The organism is Streptomyces sp. NPDC007917 (assembly GCF_042959105.1).
Classification (GTDB): Bacteria; Actinomycetota; Actinomycetes; order Streptomycetales; family Streptomycetaceae; genus Streptomyces.
The window spans coordinates 72,123-87,981 of the sequence record NZ_JBIBKK010000004.1 but is presented as its reverse complement, the minus strand read 5'-3'; the positions used below and the strand labels follow the sequence as shown (position 1 = coordinate 87,981).

General features: G+C 73.0%; 12 protein-coding genes. 7 read left to right on the top strand and 5 right to left on the bottom strand.

What is annotated here, in order from left to right; translation table 11 throughout:
• The first annotated feature begins 2 nt into the window (after positions 1-2).
• The 4 genes from ACFZDL_RS08900 to ACFZDL_RS08885 all read left to right on the top strand — a co-directional run bounded on the left by ACFZDL_RS08900 (position 3) and on the right by ACFZDL_RS08885 (position 4,843).
• Positions 3-749, top strand: a complete 747-nt coding sequence (locus ACFZDL_RS08900) for a beta-phosphoglucomutase family hydrolase (protein ID WP_353589853.1) — start codon at positions 3-5, stop codon at positions 747-749.
• Positions 746-3,091, top strand: a complete 2,346-nt coding sequence (locus tag ACFZDL_RS08895; RefSeq protein ID WP_353589852.1) for a glycosyl hydrolase family 65 protein — start codon at positions 746-748, stop codon at positions 3,089-3,091. Before ACFZDL_RS08900 ends, ACFZDL_RS08895 begins: the two co-directional genes overlap by 4 nt.
• Before the next feature lie 86 nt (positions 3,092-3,177).
• On the top strand, positions 3,178-4,581 hold the full coding sequence (gene sthA, locus ACFZDL_RS08890; RefSeq protein WP_353589851.1) for a Si-specific NAD(P)(+) transhydrogenase: 1,404 nt from the start codon (positions 3,178-3,180) through the stop codon (positions 4,579-4,581).
• A 37-nt stretch (positions 4,582-4,618) separates the two neighbouring features.
• The gene (locus ACFZDL_RS08885; RefSeq protein ID WP_353589850.1) at positions 4,619-4,843 is read left to right on the top strand and encodes a DUF2277 domain-containing protein; all 225 of its coding nucleotides are present in this window, start codon (positions 4,619-4,621) and stop codon (positions 4,841-4,843) included.
• An 84-nt stretch (positions 4,844-4,927) separates the two neighbouring features.
• On the opposite strand, the gene ACFZDL_RS08880 is transcribed toward ACFZDL_RS08885, so the two are convergent.
• Positions 4,928-6,844: a glycoside hydrolase family 97 catalytic domain-containing protein gene (locus ACFZDL_RS08880; protein WP_353589849.1), complete on the bottom strand. Its 1,917-nt coding sequence runs from the start codon at positions 6,842-6,844 to the stop codon at positions 4,928-4,930.
• Between the two features lie 286 nt (positions 6,845-7,130).
• On the opposite strand from ACFZDL_RS08880, the gene ACFZDL_RS08875 reads away from it, so the two are divergent.
• Positions 7,131-8,474 (top strand): Gfo/Idh/MocA family oxidoreductase, encoded by a 1,344-nt coding sequence (locus tag ACFZDL_RS08875; protein WP_353589848.1) that lies wholly within the window; start codon positions 7,131-7,133, stop codon positions 8,472-8,474.
• A gap of 72 nt (positions 8,475-8,546) precedes the next feature.
• On the opposite strand, the gene ACFZDL_RS08870 is transcribed toward ACFZDL_RS08875, so the two are convergent.
• The 3 genes from ACFZDL_RS08870 to ACFZDL_RS08860 form a co-directional block, all read right to left on the bottom strand.
• Positions 8,547-9,725 carry a S1 family peptidase gene (locus ACFZDL_RS08870; RefSeq protein ID WP_353589847.1) on the bottom strand — a complete coding sequence of 393 codons (1,179 nt, stop codon included), beginning with the start codon at positions 9,723-9,725 and terminating at the stop codon, positions 8,547-8,549.
• Between the two features lie 210 nt (positions 9,726-9,935).
• Positions 9,936-10,601: a response regulator transcription factor gene (locus tag ACFZDL_RS08865; RefSeq protein ID WP_353589846.1), complete on the bottom strand. Its 666-nt coding sequence runs from the start codon at positions 10,599-10,601 to the stop codon at positions 9,936-9,938.
• A gap of 51 nt (positions 10,602-10,652) precedes the next feature.
• The gene (locus ACFZDL_RS08860) at positions 10,653-11,906 is read right to left on the bottom strand and encodes a histidine kinase (RefSeq protein WP_353589845.1); all 1,254 of its coding nucleotides are present in this window, start codon (positions 11,904-11,906) and stop codon (positions 10,653-10,655) included.
• Positions 11,907-12,087: 181 nt separating this feature from the next.
• Between ACFZDL_RS08860 and ACFZDL_RS08855 the strand changes: the two genes are divergently transcribed.
• Together ACFZDL_RS08855 and ACFZDL_RS08850 are read left to right on the top strand one after the other, a co-directional pair.
• Positions 12,088-12,990 (top strand): ATP-binding cassette domain-containing protein, encoded by a 903-nt coding sequence (locus tag ACFZDL_RS08855; RefSeq protein WP_353589844.1) that lies wholly within the window; start codon positions 12,088-12,090, stop codon positions 12,988-12,990.
• Entirely contained in the window at positions 12,987-14,570 is a 1,584-nt protein-coding gene (locus ACFZDL_RS08850; protein ID WP_353589843.1) for a hypothetical protein, read from the top strand. Before ACFZDL_RS08855 ends, ACFZDL_RS08850 begins: the two co-directional genes overlap by 4 nt.
• Before the next feature lie 7 nt (positions 14,571-14,577).
• On the opposite strand, the gene ACFZDL_RS08845 is transcribed toward ACFZDL_RS08850, so the two are convergent.
• Positions 14,578-15,732, bottom strand: coding sequence for an AI-2E family transporter (locus ACFZDL_RS08845; protein WP_391190750.1), 1,155 nt, complete (start codon positions 15,730-15,732; stop codon positions 14,578-14,580).
• Between the last annotated feature and the right edge of the window lie 127 nt (positions 15,733-15,859).

Genomic DNA, 15,859 nt, shown 5'->3' with positions numbered 1-15,859 from the left:
CCATGACCAAGCTCCGCCTCCCGGAGTCCGTCCGGGCTTGCCTGTTCGATCTCGACGGTGTGCTGACGCGCACCGCGGTGATTCACGCGGCGGCGTGGAAGGAGATGTTCGACGACTTCCTGCGGCGCCGCGAGGGCCCCGCCTTCCACCCCTTCGACAAGGTCGACGACTACGACGAATACGTGGACGGGCGGCCCCGCGCCGACGGGGTGCGCACCTTCCTGGCGTCCCGGGGGATCGAGCTGCCCGAGGGGACGGACCGGGACCCGCCAGGCCTGGACACGGTGCACGGCCTCGGCACCCGTAAGAACGCCCTGGTCCTGGAGAAGATCCGGGAAGAGGGGGTCGAGGCGTATCCGGGGTCGGTGCGCTTCGCCGAGGCGGTCCGCGCCGCGGGCCTGCGCACCGCGGTCGTCTCCTCGAGCGCCAACTGCCGCGATGTCCTGATCTCTGCGAAAATAGAACATCTCTTCGAGGTCCGTATTGACGGCGTGGTCGCCGCCGAGCGTGGGCTGGCGGGCAAGCCACACCCGGACACCTTCCTGGAAGCCGCCCGCGACCTGGGCGTCGCCCCCGCGGCCGCCGCGGTGTTCGAGGACGCCCTGGCGGGCATGGAGGCCGGCCGCGCCGGACGCTTCGGCCATGTCGTGGGCGTCGACCGGGTCGGCCAGGCCGACGCGCTGCGCACCCACGGCGCGGACGTCGTGGTGCGGGACCTCGCCGAGCTGCTGGAGGAGGACGCCTCGTGATCACCGATTCCTCGTACGCCGTCGACCCCTGGATGCTGCGCGAAACCGAGCTCCACCTCGATGTGCTGCCGCAGAGCGAGTCCCTCTTCGCGCTCTCCAACGGCCATGTCGGCTGGCGCGGCAATCTGGACGAAGGCGAGCCGCACGGCTGGCCCGGCTCCTACCTCAACGGCGTGCACGAGCTGCGCCCCCTGCCGTACGCCGAGGCCGGCTACGGCTACCCCGAGTCCGGCCAGACCATGATCAACGTCACCAATGGAAAGATCATCAGGCTGCTGGTGGACGACGAGCCCTTCGATCTGCGCTACGGGCGGCTGCGCTCCCACGAGCGCGCCCTCGATCTGCGCGGCGGGCTGCTGCACCGCACCTGCGAGTGGACCTCCCCCTCCGGCACCACCGTGAAGCTGCGCTCCACCCGGCTGGTCTCCCTCACCCAGCGGGCCATCGCCGCCGTCGCCTACGAGGTGGAGGCCGTGGACGCGGAGGTCAGGATCGTCGTCCAGTCCGAGCTGGTCGCCAACGAGCAGCTGCCGCACCGCGCCGGCGACCCCCGGGTCGCCGCCGCCCTGGAGTCCCCCCTGCAGCCCGAGGAGCACGCCGCCAACGACATGCGGCTGCGTCTGATCCACTGCACCGAGGCCAGCCGGCTGCGGGTCGCCTCCGCCGCCGACCACTTCATCAGCGGACCGTCACCCACCCGCACCTCGAGCGAGAGCAGCGAGGACGTCGCCCGCCTGACCATCACCTCGGTGCTCCAGCCGGGCGAGGTGCTGCGGCTGGAGAAGCTGGTCGCCTACGGCTGGTCCGGCGCCCGCTCGCTGCCCGCCGTCCGGGACCAGGTGGAGGCCGCGCTGGCCGGTGCCGCGAGCACCGGCTGGAAGGGGCTGGTGGACCAGCAGCGGGACTGGCTCGAGGACTTCTGGAGCCGCGCGGACGTCGAGGTCGAGGGCGACGCCGAGATCCAGCAGGCCGTGCGCTTCGCCCTCTTCCACGTACTGCAGGCCGGGGCCCGCGCCGAGGAGCGGGCCATCCCCGCCAAGGGCCTCACCGGGGCGGGCTACGACGGACACTCCTTCTGGGACACCGACACCTTCGTGCTGCCGCTGCTCACCTACACCTTCCCCGAGTCCGTCGCCGAGGCGCTGCGCTGGCGGCAGTCCACCCTGCCCGCCGCCCGGGAGCGGGCCCGCCAGCTCGGCCACCACGGCGCCGCCTTCCCCTGGCGCACCATCGACGGGTCCGAGTGCTCCGGGTACTGGCCGGCCGGTACGGCGGCCTTCCATGTCAACGCGGACGTGGCCGACGCCGTGGTGCGCTATGTCTCGGCCACCGGCGACGACGACTTCGAGCGCGAGAGCGCGGTGGAACTGCTGGTGGAGACGGCCCGGCTGTGGCGCTCGCTGGGCCACCACGACCACCACGGCCGCTTCCACCTCGACGGGGTGACCGGCCCCGACGAGTACAGCGCGCTCGGCGACGACAACGTCTACACCAACCTCATGGCCCAGTCGAACCTGCGCGCCGCCGCGGCCGTCGTCGAGCGCCACCCGGCCAAGGGCGCCGCGCTGGGGGTGGACGACGAGGAGGCCGCGGCCTGGCGGGACGCCGCCGAGGCCATGACGATCCCGTACAACAAGACCCTTGGCGTCCATGAGCAGTCGGCCGACTTCACCGACCACCAGATGTGGGACTTCGAGGGCACGCACCCCGATCAGTACCCGCTGATGCTCCACTTCCCCTACTTCGACCTGTACCGCAAGCAGGTCGTCAAACAGGCCGACCTGGTGCTGGCGATGTATCTGCGCGGCGATGCCTTCACCGCGGAGCAGAAGGCGCGTAACTTCGCCTACTACGAGGCCCTGACCGTCCGCGACTCCTCCCTGTCCGCCTGCGCCCAGGCCGTCATGGCCGCCGAGGTCGGCCATCTGCGCCTGGCCTACGACTACTTGGGGGAGGCGGCCCTGATGGACCTCAGGGACCTGGAGCACAACACGCGCGACGGACTGCACATCGCCTCACTGGCCGGCACCTGGATCGCGCTGGTCGCCGGATTCGGCGGTATGCGCCACGCCGACGGCACCTTCGACTTCTCGCCCAAGCTGCCGGAGAAGCTGGCCCGGCTGGCCTTCACCGTCCAGGTGCTGGGCAGGTGTCTCCGGGTGGAGATCACCGACGCCACCACCACCTACACCATGGTGCGCGGCGCCCCGATGGAGATCCGCCACTACGGGCGGCCGCTCACCGTCACCGAGAAGTCGCCGCAGACCCGCAAGGTCCCCGAGCCCACCGCCCGCCCCGAGCCGCGTCAGCCCCCCGGCCGCCGCCCCGACCGCCGCGCCTGAGGCCTGAGGGCGGCCGCCCCGAATGGGCCCTGAGGATGGGGCCCTTGCTCTTCCGGGCGGGTGGCATGGGGTGCCAGACTTCTCGGGTGCCCGACTTTGACATGCTCGTGATCGGATCCGGCCCGGGCGGCCAGAAAGCGGCCATCGCGGCGGCCAAGCTCGGCCGCCGGGTGGCCGTCGTCGACCGCCCGGACATGGTCGGCGGAGTCTCCATACACACCGGGACCGTCCCCTCCAAGACCCTGCGGGAGGCGGTGCTCTACCTCACCGGGCTGACGCAGCGCGACCTGTACGGCCAGAGCTACCGCCTCAAGGACGAGATCACCGTCGCCGATCTGACGGCCCGCACCCAGCATGTGGTCAGCCGTGAAGTCGACGTCATCCGCAGTCAGCTGGCCCGCAACCGGGTCGCGCTGTTCGCCGGCACCGGACGCTTCGTGGACGATCACACCGTCGCCGTGCGCGGCGCCGACGGCCACGAGCAGCTGCTGACCGCCGGCCATGTCGTGATCGCCACCGGAACCCGCCCCGCGCGCCCGGCGTCCGTGGAGTTCGACGAGCGGACGATCATGGACTCGGACAGCGTCCTGAACATGGAGCGGGTGCCGCGCTCCATGGTCATCGTGGGCGCTGGAGTGATCGGCATCGAATACGCCTCCATGTTCGCGGCCCTGGGCAGCAAGGTCACGGTGGTCGAGCAGCGCGAGGGCATGCTGGACTTCTGTGATGTCGAAGTGGTCGAGGCGCTGAAGTACCGGCTGCGGGACCTGGCCGTCACCTTCCGCTTCGGCGAGACGGTCGCGGCGGTCGAGCGCCACGCCCGCGGCGCCCTGACCGTGCTGGAGAGCGGGAAGAAGATCCCCGCCGACGCGGTGATGTACTCCGCCGGACGCCAGGGGCTGACCGACGACCTCGACCTCGCCAAGGCGGGCCTCACGGCCGACCGGCGGGGCCGGATCGCGGTGGACGAGCACTACCGCACGGCCGTCCCGCACATCTACGCGGTCGGCGACGTCATCGGGTTCCCCGCCCTCGCCGCCACCTCGATGGAGCAGGGCCGCAGCGCCGCCTACCACGCCTGCGACGAGCCGGTGAACCCGATCCACGACCTGCAGCCCATCGGCATCTACACCATCCCCGAGATCAGCTTCATCGGCCGCACCGAGGACCAGCTCACCGACGCGTGCGTGCCCTTCGAGGTCGGTGTCTCGCGCTACCGCGAGCTGGCCCGCGGCCAGATCGTCGGCGACTCGCACGGCATGCTGAAGCTGCTGGTGTCCCCGGGGGACCGGCGGCTGCTGGGGGTGCACTGCTTCGGCACCGGCGCGACCGAGCTGATCCACATCGGCCAGGCGGTGATGGGCTGCGGCGGCACCGTCGACTACCTGGTCGACGCGGTGTTCAACTATCCGACCTTCGCCGAGTCCTACAAGGTCGCCGCCCTGGACGCGACGAACAAGATGCGGGAGATCGACCACCTCGGCGACTGAAGCCCCTGTTGTCACTGCCGGGGCGCACACTGGAGGCATGTGCCGCAGCATCAAGACGCTCCGCCCGCCCATGACGCCCGAGCTCCACGACGAGGACATCCGGGCGGCCGCCCTGCAGTACGTCCGCAAGGTGTCCGGGTTCCGCGCGCCCGCCGCCCACAACCGCGAGGCCTTCGACCAGGCCGTGGAGGCGGTGGCCGAGGCCACCCGCAGGCTCCTCGACGGACTCGAAGTGCGCGGAGGCGGTGGTCGCGCGAGCTGAGCCCGGTCAACCGTTGACGCACCCCACCCGCCGCGCCGGTGTGATCCGGCCCGGCGGGTGGGGTGTGTGGTCCGGGCTCCCGGCTCAGCCGGCCGTCCGCTCGCAGCTGGTGCGGCCGGGCAGCCGGCGGCAGGCGATGGCCGCGAAGCCGCCGTCCGCGACGACCGGTACGGACAGGGTGTCCCCGCCGCGCACCACGCGCGACTCATGAACCAAGCCGCCCAGGCCCTCCGGGCCGTCGAGGACCAGATCGACCAGCCAGGTGCCCGGCCCCAGCCGCAGCGGCACCTCGGCGGTGCGGGCGGCGCCGGCGAAGGCGCCGCCGATGAACCACCGGCCGCCGCTCGCCCGGGCCAGCACCGCGCTCTCACCGGGCCGCCCCGCGAGCAGCCGGGTGCGGTCCCAGGCCGCCGGGAGCTGTTCGAGGAAGCCCCGCGCGAGCGGGCGCGCGTCATACGACTCGGGGGTGCCCGCGAGGTTCTGGATGCCCGACTCGTACAGCACGGACAGACCCAGTTCCCCCGCGTCCGAGGCCGCGTTCGGGCGCTGTGGGCGGTGGAAGGCGCCCGGGGTGAAGTCCATGGAGCCGATGACGTTGCGGGTGAAGGGGAGGGTGGTCAGGTGTTGCGCGGTGTTGACGCGCTTCTCCTCGCCGTTGACCCCTTCCATCGTCATCACATGCGGCCAGGTGCGCTGGATGCCCTTGGGGATCGTCGAGCCGTGGAAGTTGACCAGCAGATGGTGCGCGGCGGTGGCCGGGAGGATCTCGTCGTACCAGCGCAGCGTGTCCTGCGACTCGGAGTCCATGAAGTCGATCTTCACCCCCTTCACGCCCCACCTCTCCAGGGTGGGCAGCCACTGTTCGCGCTCCTCGGCCGTGTCCAGATCGCGGTGGTGGATCCAGACCTGGATGCCGACGCCGCGCTCCCGCGCGTAGCTCACGAGCTCGGGGATCCAGCTGTTCTTCTGCCAGTTCGGGTCGGTGACGTCCCACTGGTCCGGGTCGAAGTACCAGCCGGCGTCGACCACCACATACGGCCAGCCGCGCCGGGCCGCGTAGTCCACGTACCCCTTCTGCATCGACAGGCTCTGCCCGGCCGGGCGCCCTCCGGCCAGCCAGGTCCACAGGGCGGGCCCCGGCCGGATCCACGAGGTGTCCGCGACCCGCGAGGCGGGCGCGAGGTCATCGGTGAAGGTGGACTCCGTGACGGTCGCGAGATCGCCCACGACCAGCGCCCGCCACGGTGTGCTCAGCGCGCCGTCGGAGGCGACCCGCTCGTCCCACAGCCCGATGCGATAGGTGGGCAGGCCCGCCTCGTGCACCAGGCGGGCGGCGGAGTAGCGGCCGCTGAGGTCCGACTCGGCGATCAGGGCGTAGGTGCCCCGCGTCTTGAACAGGGCCTGTGCCATGTACTCGCCGGCCGGCGCGGTGGCGGCCGGATACTGGTTGAACAGGTTCTCGTTGTCCCGCCGGTAGGCGCCGAGCCATGCGGTCGCGTCCGTGGGCAGGGTGAAGGCGGAGGTCTCGCCGAGGACGTCCCCGCTGCCCCTCGGCAGGACATAGCGGTAGGCGACGCCGTCGTCCGAGACCCGGACCACGAGGTCGAGCCGGGCGCCCCCCTCGCCACGGAAGCGGAACCTCGCCTCGGTCATGCGTACGTGGCGGGAGCGTTGTTTGCCGACGGTGGTGCGGTAGCGCTCCTCGACCACATGGCGCTCGCGCCCCAACAGCCGCAGCCCCCGCGAGAGATCCGCACCCTCGGTGCGGATGCCGACGGGCGAGGGTTCGAGCACCGTACGGCCGCCGCGCGACACCTGGAGGGTCAGCGCGCCCGTGGTCGCGTCGAGTTGCAGTCGGGCCTGCGGGCCGGAGCGCGCCGAGGGGCCGCTCACGGTCCACGCGGAGGCCCGGGCATGTGCGGGTGCCGTGACGAACAGCGTCATCGCGAGCACGCCGCTGAGCAGAAGGGCCAGGGTGGTGCGTCTGACAGATCTCGCCATGTTTGCCTCCCGAGGCGGATACGTTACCCAGTCATCCGATAACTGGGGAGGGGGGAGGCGTGATTGAGGGAAAAGGGAGGGGTGGGTGGCGGTAAAGATCGGATCTATTATGGGATGTCGGCGTGCCGCTGCGGCGTTGGCGACCGCTCTGCAATCGTTCCCGCACCGTTCCGGCCACCGGACGCCTCTCACGTCCCGTCACATCCCCACGGCCATTGACGCGTCTGCAAACGAATGCAACTCTTCCGTGCAGCTTCAGCCAGCCCAGCAGCGGAAGAGGAATCGCATGGCCGCCACCACCACAGCCAGGCGCGTCGCCATCGTCGGCACCGGCCACCGAGCGCAGACCTTCACCGAGGCCTTCTCCCGCCGCCCGCAACTGCACGTCGCCGCCCTGTGCGACCCCAACCCGGTGCGGATCGCCCACCACAACGACCTGCTCGCCGCCGCGGGCCGCCCGGCGGCCACGGCGTACGGGGCGGAGGACTTCGAGCGGCTGCTGCGGACCGAAGACATCGACGAAGTGCTGGTCACCACCGTGGACGCGCTCCATGACCGCTACATCGTCCCGGCCCTGGAACACGGCGCGCGCGTCGTCACCGAGAAGCCCATGACGGTCGACGCCTACGCTTGCGCCCGCATCCTGGACACGGTGCGCCGCACCGGCAACAGCCTCTCCGTGGCCTTCAACTACCGCTTCAACCCGGTCCATGAGCGGGTGCGCCGGCTCCTGGCCGAGGGCGCCATCGGCGATGTGCTGTCCGTGCACTTCGAGTGGCTGCTCGACGTGCGCCACGGCGCCGACTACTTCCGCCGCTGGCACCGCGAGAAGGCCAATAGCGGCGGTCTGATGGTGCACAAGTCCAGCCACCACTTCGACCTGGTCAACTGGTGGCTCGGCGCCCGCCCCGAGCAGGTCTTCGGCTACGGGCGGCTCGCCTTCTACGGCCGGGAGGCGGGGGAGCGCACCGGCTACCGGCGGGAGTACGACCGGGCCCACGGGGCACAGGCCGCGGCCGACGACCCCTTCGCCGTCCACCTGGAGGACAACGAGGCGCTGCGCTCCCTGTATCTGCGGGCCGAGGGCGAGGACGGCTATCTGCGCGACCGCAACGTGTTCGATGACAACATCACCATCGAGGACGACATGGCCCTCCTGGTGCGCTACTCCACCGGCGCCACCATGACGTACCACCTCACCGCCTACTCCCCGTGGGAGGGCTACCGGGTGATGTTCAACGGGACGCGTGGCCGCCTCGAGCTGCAGGTCGAGGAGAGCCTGTGGCAGCCGCCCCAAGCCCGTCTCTCCTCCGCCAAGGGCGCGGTCCACGGCGACACCGCGCTCGCCAACGCGGGCGGCCACCGCATCACCGTCCACCCGCTGTGGGAGCCCCCGCACGAGGTGGCCGTCAGCGACTACGACCACGCCGGCCACGGCGGCGGCGACGCCCGCATGCTGGCCGCCCTCTACGGACCCGCCGACCTCGACGCGGCGCCCGACACGGGCGACGCGGCGGGGCTGCGGGCGAACGAGGTCGACGGGGCGCTCGCCCTGGCCGCGGGCCTTGCGGCCAACCAGTCCTTCGCCACCGGCCGCCCCGTGGACATCGCGGACGTGGTGCGGGTGTGATCCGGTAGTCGGCAGCAGGGAGGCGGCCCCGGCGAGGCCGCCTCCCACGCCTGTCCTTAGGCCGTGCGGGCCTCAGGCGGTGTGCAGCCGCAGTCCGTACACCGACAGGATCTCGTTCACCGGCTGGAACCAGGTCTCCCCGCCGCTGCTGCAGTTGCCCCAGCCGCCGGAGGTCACGCCCTGGGCCTGGTCGCCGCTGATGAACGAACCGCCCGAGTCACCGCCCTCGGCGCACACATTGGTCTTGGTCATCTGGTACACCGCGCCCTGGCTGTAGTTCACCGTCTCGTTCTTGGCCAGCACCGTGCCGCAGTGCCAGTGGGTGGTGGAGCCGGAGCGGCAGATCGAGGCGCCCACCGGGGCCTCGGCGGAGCCGCGGACCAGCGCGTCGGGCACCGTGCCCCAGCCGAGCACCACCGGGACGGTCCACCAGCCGTTGCCGACGCTGACCCACGCGTAGTCGTTGCCGGGGAAGGACGAGCCCCGGAAGTTGCCGACGTACGAGCCGTCCCAGCCGTTGACGGAGGCGCCGGCCCCGCTGCAGTGTCCGGCCGTGACGAAGCCGCCCTGCACCGAGAAGCCGATGGAGCAGCGGACGTTGCCGGTGTAGTACGGATCGCCGCCGACGGTGCCCGCGGCCAAGGTGGCCGGCGCCTGCGCGGCGGCCTTCTCGACCGTGACCGGGATCGAGCCCGCCCGCTCGGCCTGGCCCTTCGCCGTGTCGACGAACGCGCGTACGGCGGCGTCCCCCTCGAACCCGCGGCGGACGGAGACCACCACGCTGCCCGCCTTCGGGTCGACGCGCCAGCTGCTCACCCCTGCCGGGGCCGCCTTCTTCCCGGCCTTCTCGTCGAGTCTCGCCTTCACCGCGTCGAGCTCCTTCGCGGTGTGCCGGACGGTCCTGGCGGTGGCGCCGGTCGCCCGCACGGCCTCGGCCCGCTGGTCGTCGGTGACGCCGACGACCAGCTTTCCGGTATCCGCGTCGAACCACGATCCGCCGTACGCCTTGCCCGCGGCGCGCTCGGCCTTGGGTGCCAGCTTCATGGCCGCCGCCTCCTGGCGCAGCCGGGTCTTCGCCTGTCCCTCCGTCAGGCCCAGGTCGCGGCCGAGGGCGCTGACGAGCTTCGCGGAAAGCGCCGGCGAGTCGGGGCCGGGGGTCGCGGCGGCGGAGAGCGCTGTACCGGCGCCCGACAGGGAGCCGAGGACGAGTAGGGCGGACAGGCCGACACGGACGGCGGTCTTGCGTCGCATGGCAGTTCTCCTTCTGTTGCGCTGCGGAACGAGGGCAGAACAGGGGAGACCTGAGAGCGCTCTCATGGCCGATCGCGGAGGAGCCTAGAGCGGGCAGACTTGATATGTCCATACCAATGGAAGCGTGGGTGCCGCTCGACGGAACCTCTAGGGGTTCCCTCAGGTGCCGTGCGGTCCGGTCCGCCCCGCTCTGCCCGGTACGTTCGCGGCTCAGCGGCCACCGGGGACGACGAGGCCGGACTCATAGGCCAGGATGACGGCCTGGGTGCGGTTCTGGGCGCCCAGCTTGGTCAGCAGATTGCTCACATGGGTCTTGACGGTCTCCAGACTGACCGTCAGATGGCCCGCGATGTCCGGGTTGGACAGACCGGTGGCCATGAGCCTGAGGATCTCGGTCTCACGGGCGGTCAGCTGCGCGTGGCCGGCGGCCGGGCCCGCCGGGGGCAACGGGCGGGCCGCCGCCAGCCTGCGCACGGCGTCGGGGAAGAGCACCGAGTCGCCCGTGACCACCAGCCGTATGGCGTGGGCGATCGCCTGCGACGGCGTCCGCTTGAGGATGAAGCCGTCTGCGCCCGCGCGCAGCGCGTCATACACGTGTTCGTCGCTCTCGAAGGTCGTGATCACCACGACCTTCGGCGGGTCCTCCAGGGCCGACCGCAGCTGCCGGGTCGCCTCGATGCCGTCCATCCCCGGCATCCGCACATCCATCAGCACCACGTCCGGGCGGGTGGCCAGGACCAGCGGCAGCACCTCGGCGCCGTCCGCCGCCTCACCCACCACCTCCAGGTCCGGCTTGGCCGACAGCAGGGCCCGCAGTCCGGTGCGGGTCAACTCCTCGTCGTCGGCGATGAGTACGGTCACGGGTGCGGTGTTCATGGCGCCGACCTTAAGCGGTCCTGGGCAAGTCCGGGCGGCGTCCCCCCGGACTCACCCAAGACCGCTCAGCGGTATCCTGGCCAGCAGCCGCCACCGGCCGTCCGCCACCTGACCGGCGCTGACCTCGCCGCGCAGCAGCCGCACCCGTTCGGCGATCCCGGCCAGGCCCTGCCCGCGCCGCCCGGGCCGGGTGAGGCCGAGAGCGCGGCCGCCCGCCACCGGGTTGCTGAGCTCGGCCTCCAGCCAGTCGCCCGTCACCGCCACGCGCAGCGTCACCGGCGCCCGGTGGGCATGGCGCAGGGCGTTGGTCAGCCCCTCCTGGACGATGCGGTAGGCCTCGCGGGACACGGCCGCCGGCACCCGTGCCCAGTCGCCGTCGAGGTCGGCGTGCACCTCGGTGCCGGTCTGCCGCACCCGCTCCAGCAGGGCGCGCAGATCGCCGAGCGTGTGCTGCGGGGCCGTCGGGGCCTTGCCCTCCCGCAGTACGCCGAGCACATGGTCCAGGTCGTCCATCGCGCTCCGGGAGGACTCCTCGATGCTGCTGAGCGCGCGCCGGGCCGCCTCCGGCTCCCGCTCCATCAGCTCCGCCGCCACGGCGGCCTGGATGGTGGCGGCCGTGAGGGTGTGTCCGATGGAGTCGTGCAACTCCTGCGCCAGCCGGTTGCGCCCGGCCAGCAGGCGCGTCCGCTCCTCGAGCGCGGCCAGCCGCTCGGCCGGGCGGGGACCGAGCAGGGCCGGGGCCGCCCACCGCAGGACGGCGAGTGCGCCCGCGCAGACGCATGCCGCCGCCGCGAGGCAGCCGACGCCGGCGAGCGGGGCCCACCCGCCCCGCCAGCCGCCCGCCACCCGCACCGACAGGCCGAGCAGAGCGATCCGCTCGCCACCGCCGAGCCAGACCGCGGGCAGCACCGCCGCCGCCATCCCCAGCAGACCCGTCACGGCCACCACCGCCCAGCCCACCGCCATGTGCAGCCCCAGCCACGCCGGGGTGCGGACGAGGCCGGGCGCACCGGAGCCGGGGGGCCCGAGAGGGGCGGGCAGCCGGGTGCGCAGCAGCCGGTTGGCCAGGCGCACACAGCGCGCCCGCACCCCACGCGGGCGGCCGCCGACCGCGAGCAGCACCGCGAACACGGCCCCGAAACACAGCCAGCGAAGCCCCGCAGGCCACGAGCGGGCCACCGCCGCCGTCACGGTGAGGGCCACCGCCGCCGGCGGCAGGCTCCAGGCCGCGCCGGCCAGCGCGTACACCCAGCCACGCACGGCGTCCGCACAGCCGGTCGACGTCCACACAGGCGGCTTCAGCACAGGCGGTCTCCACACGGGCGGTCTCCAGACGGGCGCTCTCCACACGGGCGCAAGTATGGTGGCCACGCCACGCCACCCGCCTCCCCCCTGAGAGCCAGAGGCACCTTCCCCCGGCCGGGGGAAGCGGAAATCCCTCCCCGCCGCGAAGCGCCCGCGCACCCCGCCCCGCGACAGTGGCACCATGCTCGAACTGATCGATGTCAGCAAGGTCTACCGGGGCGGGAAACAGGCCGTCGACCACATCACGCTCCGGCTGGGCCCCGGCCTGCTGGGTCTGCTGGGCCCCAACGGCGCCGGAAAGTCCTCACTGATGCGGATGGCCGCCACCATCACCCGCCCCACCGGGGGAAGGGTCCTGTACGACGGAGCGGACGCGGTGGCGCGGCCGGACGTCCTGCGGCAGGCGCTCGGCTATCTGCCGCAGGACTTCGGCGTCTACCCCCACCTGACCGCGCGGGAGTTCCTCGCCTACCTCGCCGCGGCGAAGGGCATCTCGGCCCGCGCCGCGCGCGCCCGCATCGACGAACTGCTCGAACTCGTCAATCTCACCGAGGCGGCCGGACGGCCGCTGGGCGGATACTCCGGAGGGATGCTGCGCCGGGTGGGCATCGCGCAGACCCTGCTCGCCGACCCGCGGGTCCTGGTCGTCGACGAACCGACCGCCGGTCTCGACCCGCAGGAGCGGGTGCGGTTCCGCAACCTGCTCAGCGAACTGGCCGCCGACCGGGTGGTGATGCTGTCCACTCACATCGTCTCCGACGTCGAATCGGTGGCGTCCGACATCGCGGTGGTCGCCCACGGGCGGCTGCGTCGCCGCGGCACCCCCGAGGACCTGCTGGCCGAGGTCGCCGGGCAGGTGTGGGAGGCGGTGGTCGGCCCCGAGCAGGCCGCCGACGCGCAGGCGCGCTACCCGGTCAGCCGCGCCGTACGCACGGCCGCCGGGGTACGGCTGCGGCTGCTGGCCCCCGAGGCGCCGTACCCGGACGCGGAACCGGTGGCCCCGGATCTGGAGGACGCCTATCTCGCCGTCATCCACCAACCGGACACCCCCCTCGCCGACCCGCGGCGGGAGGCGCGGCGATGACGGCCGGCCGACTCGGCAGGCTCGCCCTCGCCGACTTCCGCGAGCGGGCGCGGCGCCCCGCCTACGCCCTGACCCTGGCGGCGGCCGTCGCCCTCGGCTATCTGGCCGTGCCGGACCCCGGCACCCGCTGGGTCATCATGCAGCTCGGCGACTACCGCGGCGTCTACAACAGCGCCTACACCGGTACGGCGACCGCGCTCGCCGGCGCGCTGTGGCTGACGCTCGGCGGCTTCTACGTCGTACGCGGCACCGTCGCCCGGGACGAAGCCACCGGCGTGGGCCGGCTCCTCGCCGCGACACCGCTGCGCGGCACCGGCTACCTCGCGGCGAAATTCCTCAGCAACGCGATGGTGCTCGGCTCCATGGCGGGGCTGCTCGCGCTCACCGCGCCGGTGATGCAGCTGGCCCGCGGCGAGAGCCACACCATCGACCCCGGCGCGCTGCTGCTGCCCTTCGCGGTGATCGCCCTGCCCCTGGTGGCGGTGACGGCCGCCGCCGCGCTGCTGTTCGACGCCACGCCCTTGCTGCGCAAGGGGCTGGGAAACGTGATCTGGTTCTTCGTATGGCTGGCCATCGCGCTCGGCGGCCAGGGGCCCGGCGCACCGCTGGGCGGCATCGGAGTGCACGGCGTCGTCGCCTCCATGCGCGCCGACATGACGGCCCGCCACCTCGATCTGTCCGGCCAGGAATTCAGCCTGGGCCTGACCTACATCGACCGGCCGCTGCGGACCTTCGTCTGGGACGGGTTCACCCCGAGCGCGGACTTCATGGCCACACGGCTGGCCCTGGTCCTGGCGGCGGCCGGGGCGGCGCTGCTCCCCGCGCTGTGGTTCGGCCGGTTCGACCCCGCCCGGGCCGGTGCGACACCGCCGCCCCGGCAGGCCCGGCCGGGCGGCACACCCCCGCCCGCGCCCACGGCGGACCCCACGGCCCCGGTGTTCACCGGACCGCCGCGCACCCCGGTGCGGCCGGGCCGCACCTTCGGGCGGCTGTCGGCGGGCGAGCTCCGCATCCTCCTTCAGGGCACCCCGCGGTGGTGGTGGGCGGTCGCGGCGGCCATCACGGTCACCGGTCTCGTGGCGCCGCTGTCGGCGGTGTCCCGGATCGTCCTGCCGGCGGCCTGGATCTGGCCGGTCCTCATCTGGTCCCGCCTGGGCACCCAGCGCCACGAGTGCGGCGTGGAGTCGCTGCTCGGCGCCTACCCGGCACGGCACCGCAGAACGCTCGCCGAATGGCTGTCCGGACTCGCGGTCACGGCACTGGCCGCCCTCGCCCCGCTGGTCCGGTTCGTCGCGGCGGCCGACTGGGCCGGGGTCGGCGCCTGGGCCGGCGGCGCGCTCTTCGTCCCGTCGCTGGCGCTGGCCCTGGGCACGCTCGGCCGCAGCCACCGGCTCTTCCAGGCCGTCTACCTCCCGCTGTGGTACACGACCGCCAACGGTCTGCCGCTGCTCGACTTCATGGGCGCGGTCCGGGCCGGCGGCCATCCGGCCGGCCCGCCCGCCCCGGCCGTCGCCGCCGTGTCCGCGCTGCTGCTCGGGGCCGTCTTCGCGGCCGGTGCGGTACGGCGCGGCAAGGGCTGAGCCGCCGTCAGGGACCGGCGCGCAGCGTGCGCACCACCGACCAGACGACCGACACCATCGGCACGGCCACGATCGCGCCGACCACCCCGGCGACGAGGCTGCCGGCGATGACCGAGATCGCGACCACCACCGGGTGCAGCCGCACGGCCCAGCTCATCACCAGCGGATGGAGCACATGGCCCTCGATCTGGCCGATGACGACGATGAGCACCAGCACGGCGGCGGCGATGACCGGGCCCCGCCCGGCCAGCGCCACCACGGTCGCCACGGCCAGCGCGATGGGCGCGCCGATCAGGGGGATGAAGGTGGCGAAGAACACCAGCACCGTCAGCGGCAGCGCCAGCGGCACCCGCAGCAGGAACAGGGCGATGCCCACCATCGTCGCGTTGGAGGCCGCCACGATGATGATGCCGCGCGTATAGCCCGCGAACGTGGACCACGCCGCCCGGGCCGCCCTGTCCCATGCCGACCGGGCGGTCTCGGGCAGCTGGGCGTGGAACCACAGCCACATCCGGTCGCCGCCGTAGATGAAGAACACCGAGCAGAACAGGGCCAGGGCCGCGCCGGTGAGCACTTCCACGGCCCGGTTGGCGCCGCTGACCGCCCGGCTGATCAGCGCCCCCCGGTGGGTCGAGACGAAGGTGCTGATCCGTTCGTGCAGCCCCTGAAGCGTGCCGCGCCTGATCCGGAACGGCGGCTGCTCCAGCCAGCGGCTGATCCGGCCCACCCCGCCGCGGAACTCGCCCACCAGCCTGCCCGCCTCCGCGGCCGCCACGCTGCCCACCAGCGCCAGCAGGCCGAGCACCACGACGATGCTGCCGATCAGCGCCACCGCCACCGCCAGCGACCGCGGGACCAGCCGCTCCAACTGGTCGGCCAGCGGCCGCAGCAGCGCGGTCACCACCAGCCCCAGGAACACCGCCACCGCGACGAGCTCGAAGCGCCCCAGCACCTTGAACGCCGTGTACACGAGCGCCCCGACCACCAGCAGCCGCCACGCGTACGCGGCCGCCACGCGCAGCCCGGGGTGCACGAGGTCGGCCCCGCCCCGCCGCGCCGCCACGCGCAGTGACGCGGCCGCGCGGGCCCGGCGGCCGGGGCGGCCGGCCCGGGCCACGCGCCTCCCGCGTCGGCCGTCCGGGGGGCGAGATGTGCTGCTCACGTGGGCGCCACCGCCTCCTGCGTCCCGGGCCCGCGCGGCCGACACGGAATGTGAATCGTCCCCGTACAGGCCGATTCAACCAGGGACGTACCGCCACGCCACGGCAATCGGCCGCGGCGTGGCGGAG

Bases quoted from the DNA above. Each gene is read 5' to 3' on its own strand.
- ACFZDL_RS08885 (WP_353589850.1), top strand. From the start codon at position 4,619: ATGTGCCGCAGCATCAAGACGCTCCGCCCGCCCATGACGCCCGAGCTC.
- ACFZDL_RS08870 (WP_353589847.1), bottom strand. From the start codon at position 9,725: ATGCGACGCAAGACCGCCGTCCGTGTCGGCCTGTCCGCCCTACTCGTC.
- ACFZDL_RS08875 (WP_353589848.1), top strand. From the start codon at position 7,131: ATGGCCGCCACCACCACAGCCAGGCGCGTCGCCATCGTCGGCACCGGC.
- ACFZDL_RS08880 (WP_353589849.1), bottom strand. From the start codon at position 6,844: ATGGCGAGATCTGTCAGACGCACCACCCTGGCCCTTCTGCTCAGCGGC.
- ACFZDL_RS08855 (WP_353589844.1), top strand. From the start codon at position 12,088: ATGCTCGAACTGATCGATGTCAGCAAGGTCTACCGGGGCGGGAAACAG.
- ACFZDL_RS08865 (WP_353589846.1), bottom strand. From the start codon at position 10,601: ATGAACACCGCACCCGTGACCGTACTCATCGCCGACGACGAGGAGTTG.
- ACFZDL_RS08900 (WP_353589853.1), top strand. From the start codon at position 3: ATGACCAAGCTCCGCCTCCCGGAGTCCGTCCGGGCTTGCCTGTTCGAT.
- ACFZDL_RS08850 (WP_353589843.1), top strand. From the start codon at position 12,987: ATGACGGCCGGCCGACTCGGCAGGCTCGCCCTCGCCGACTTCCGCGAG.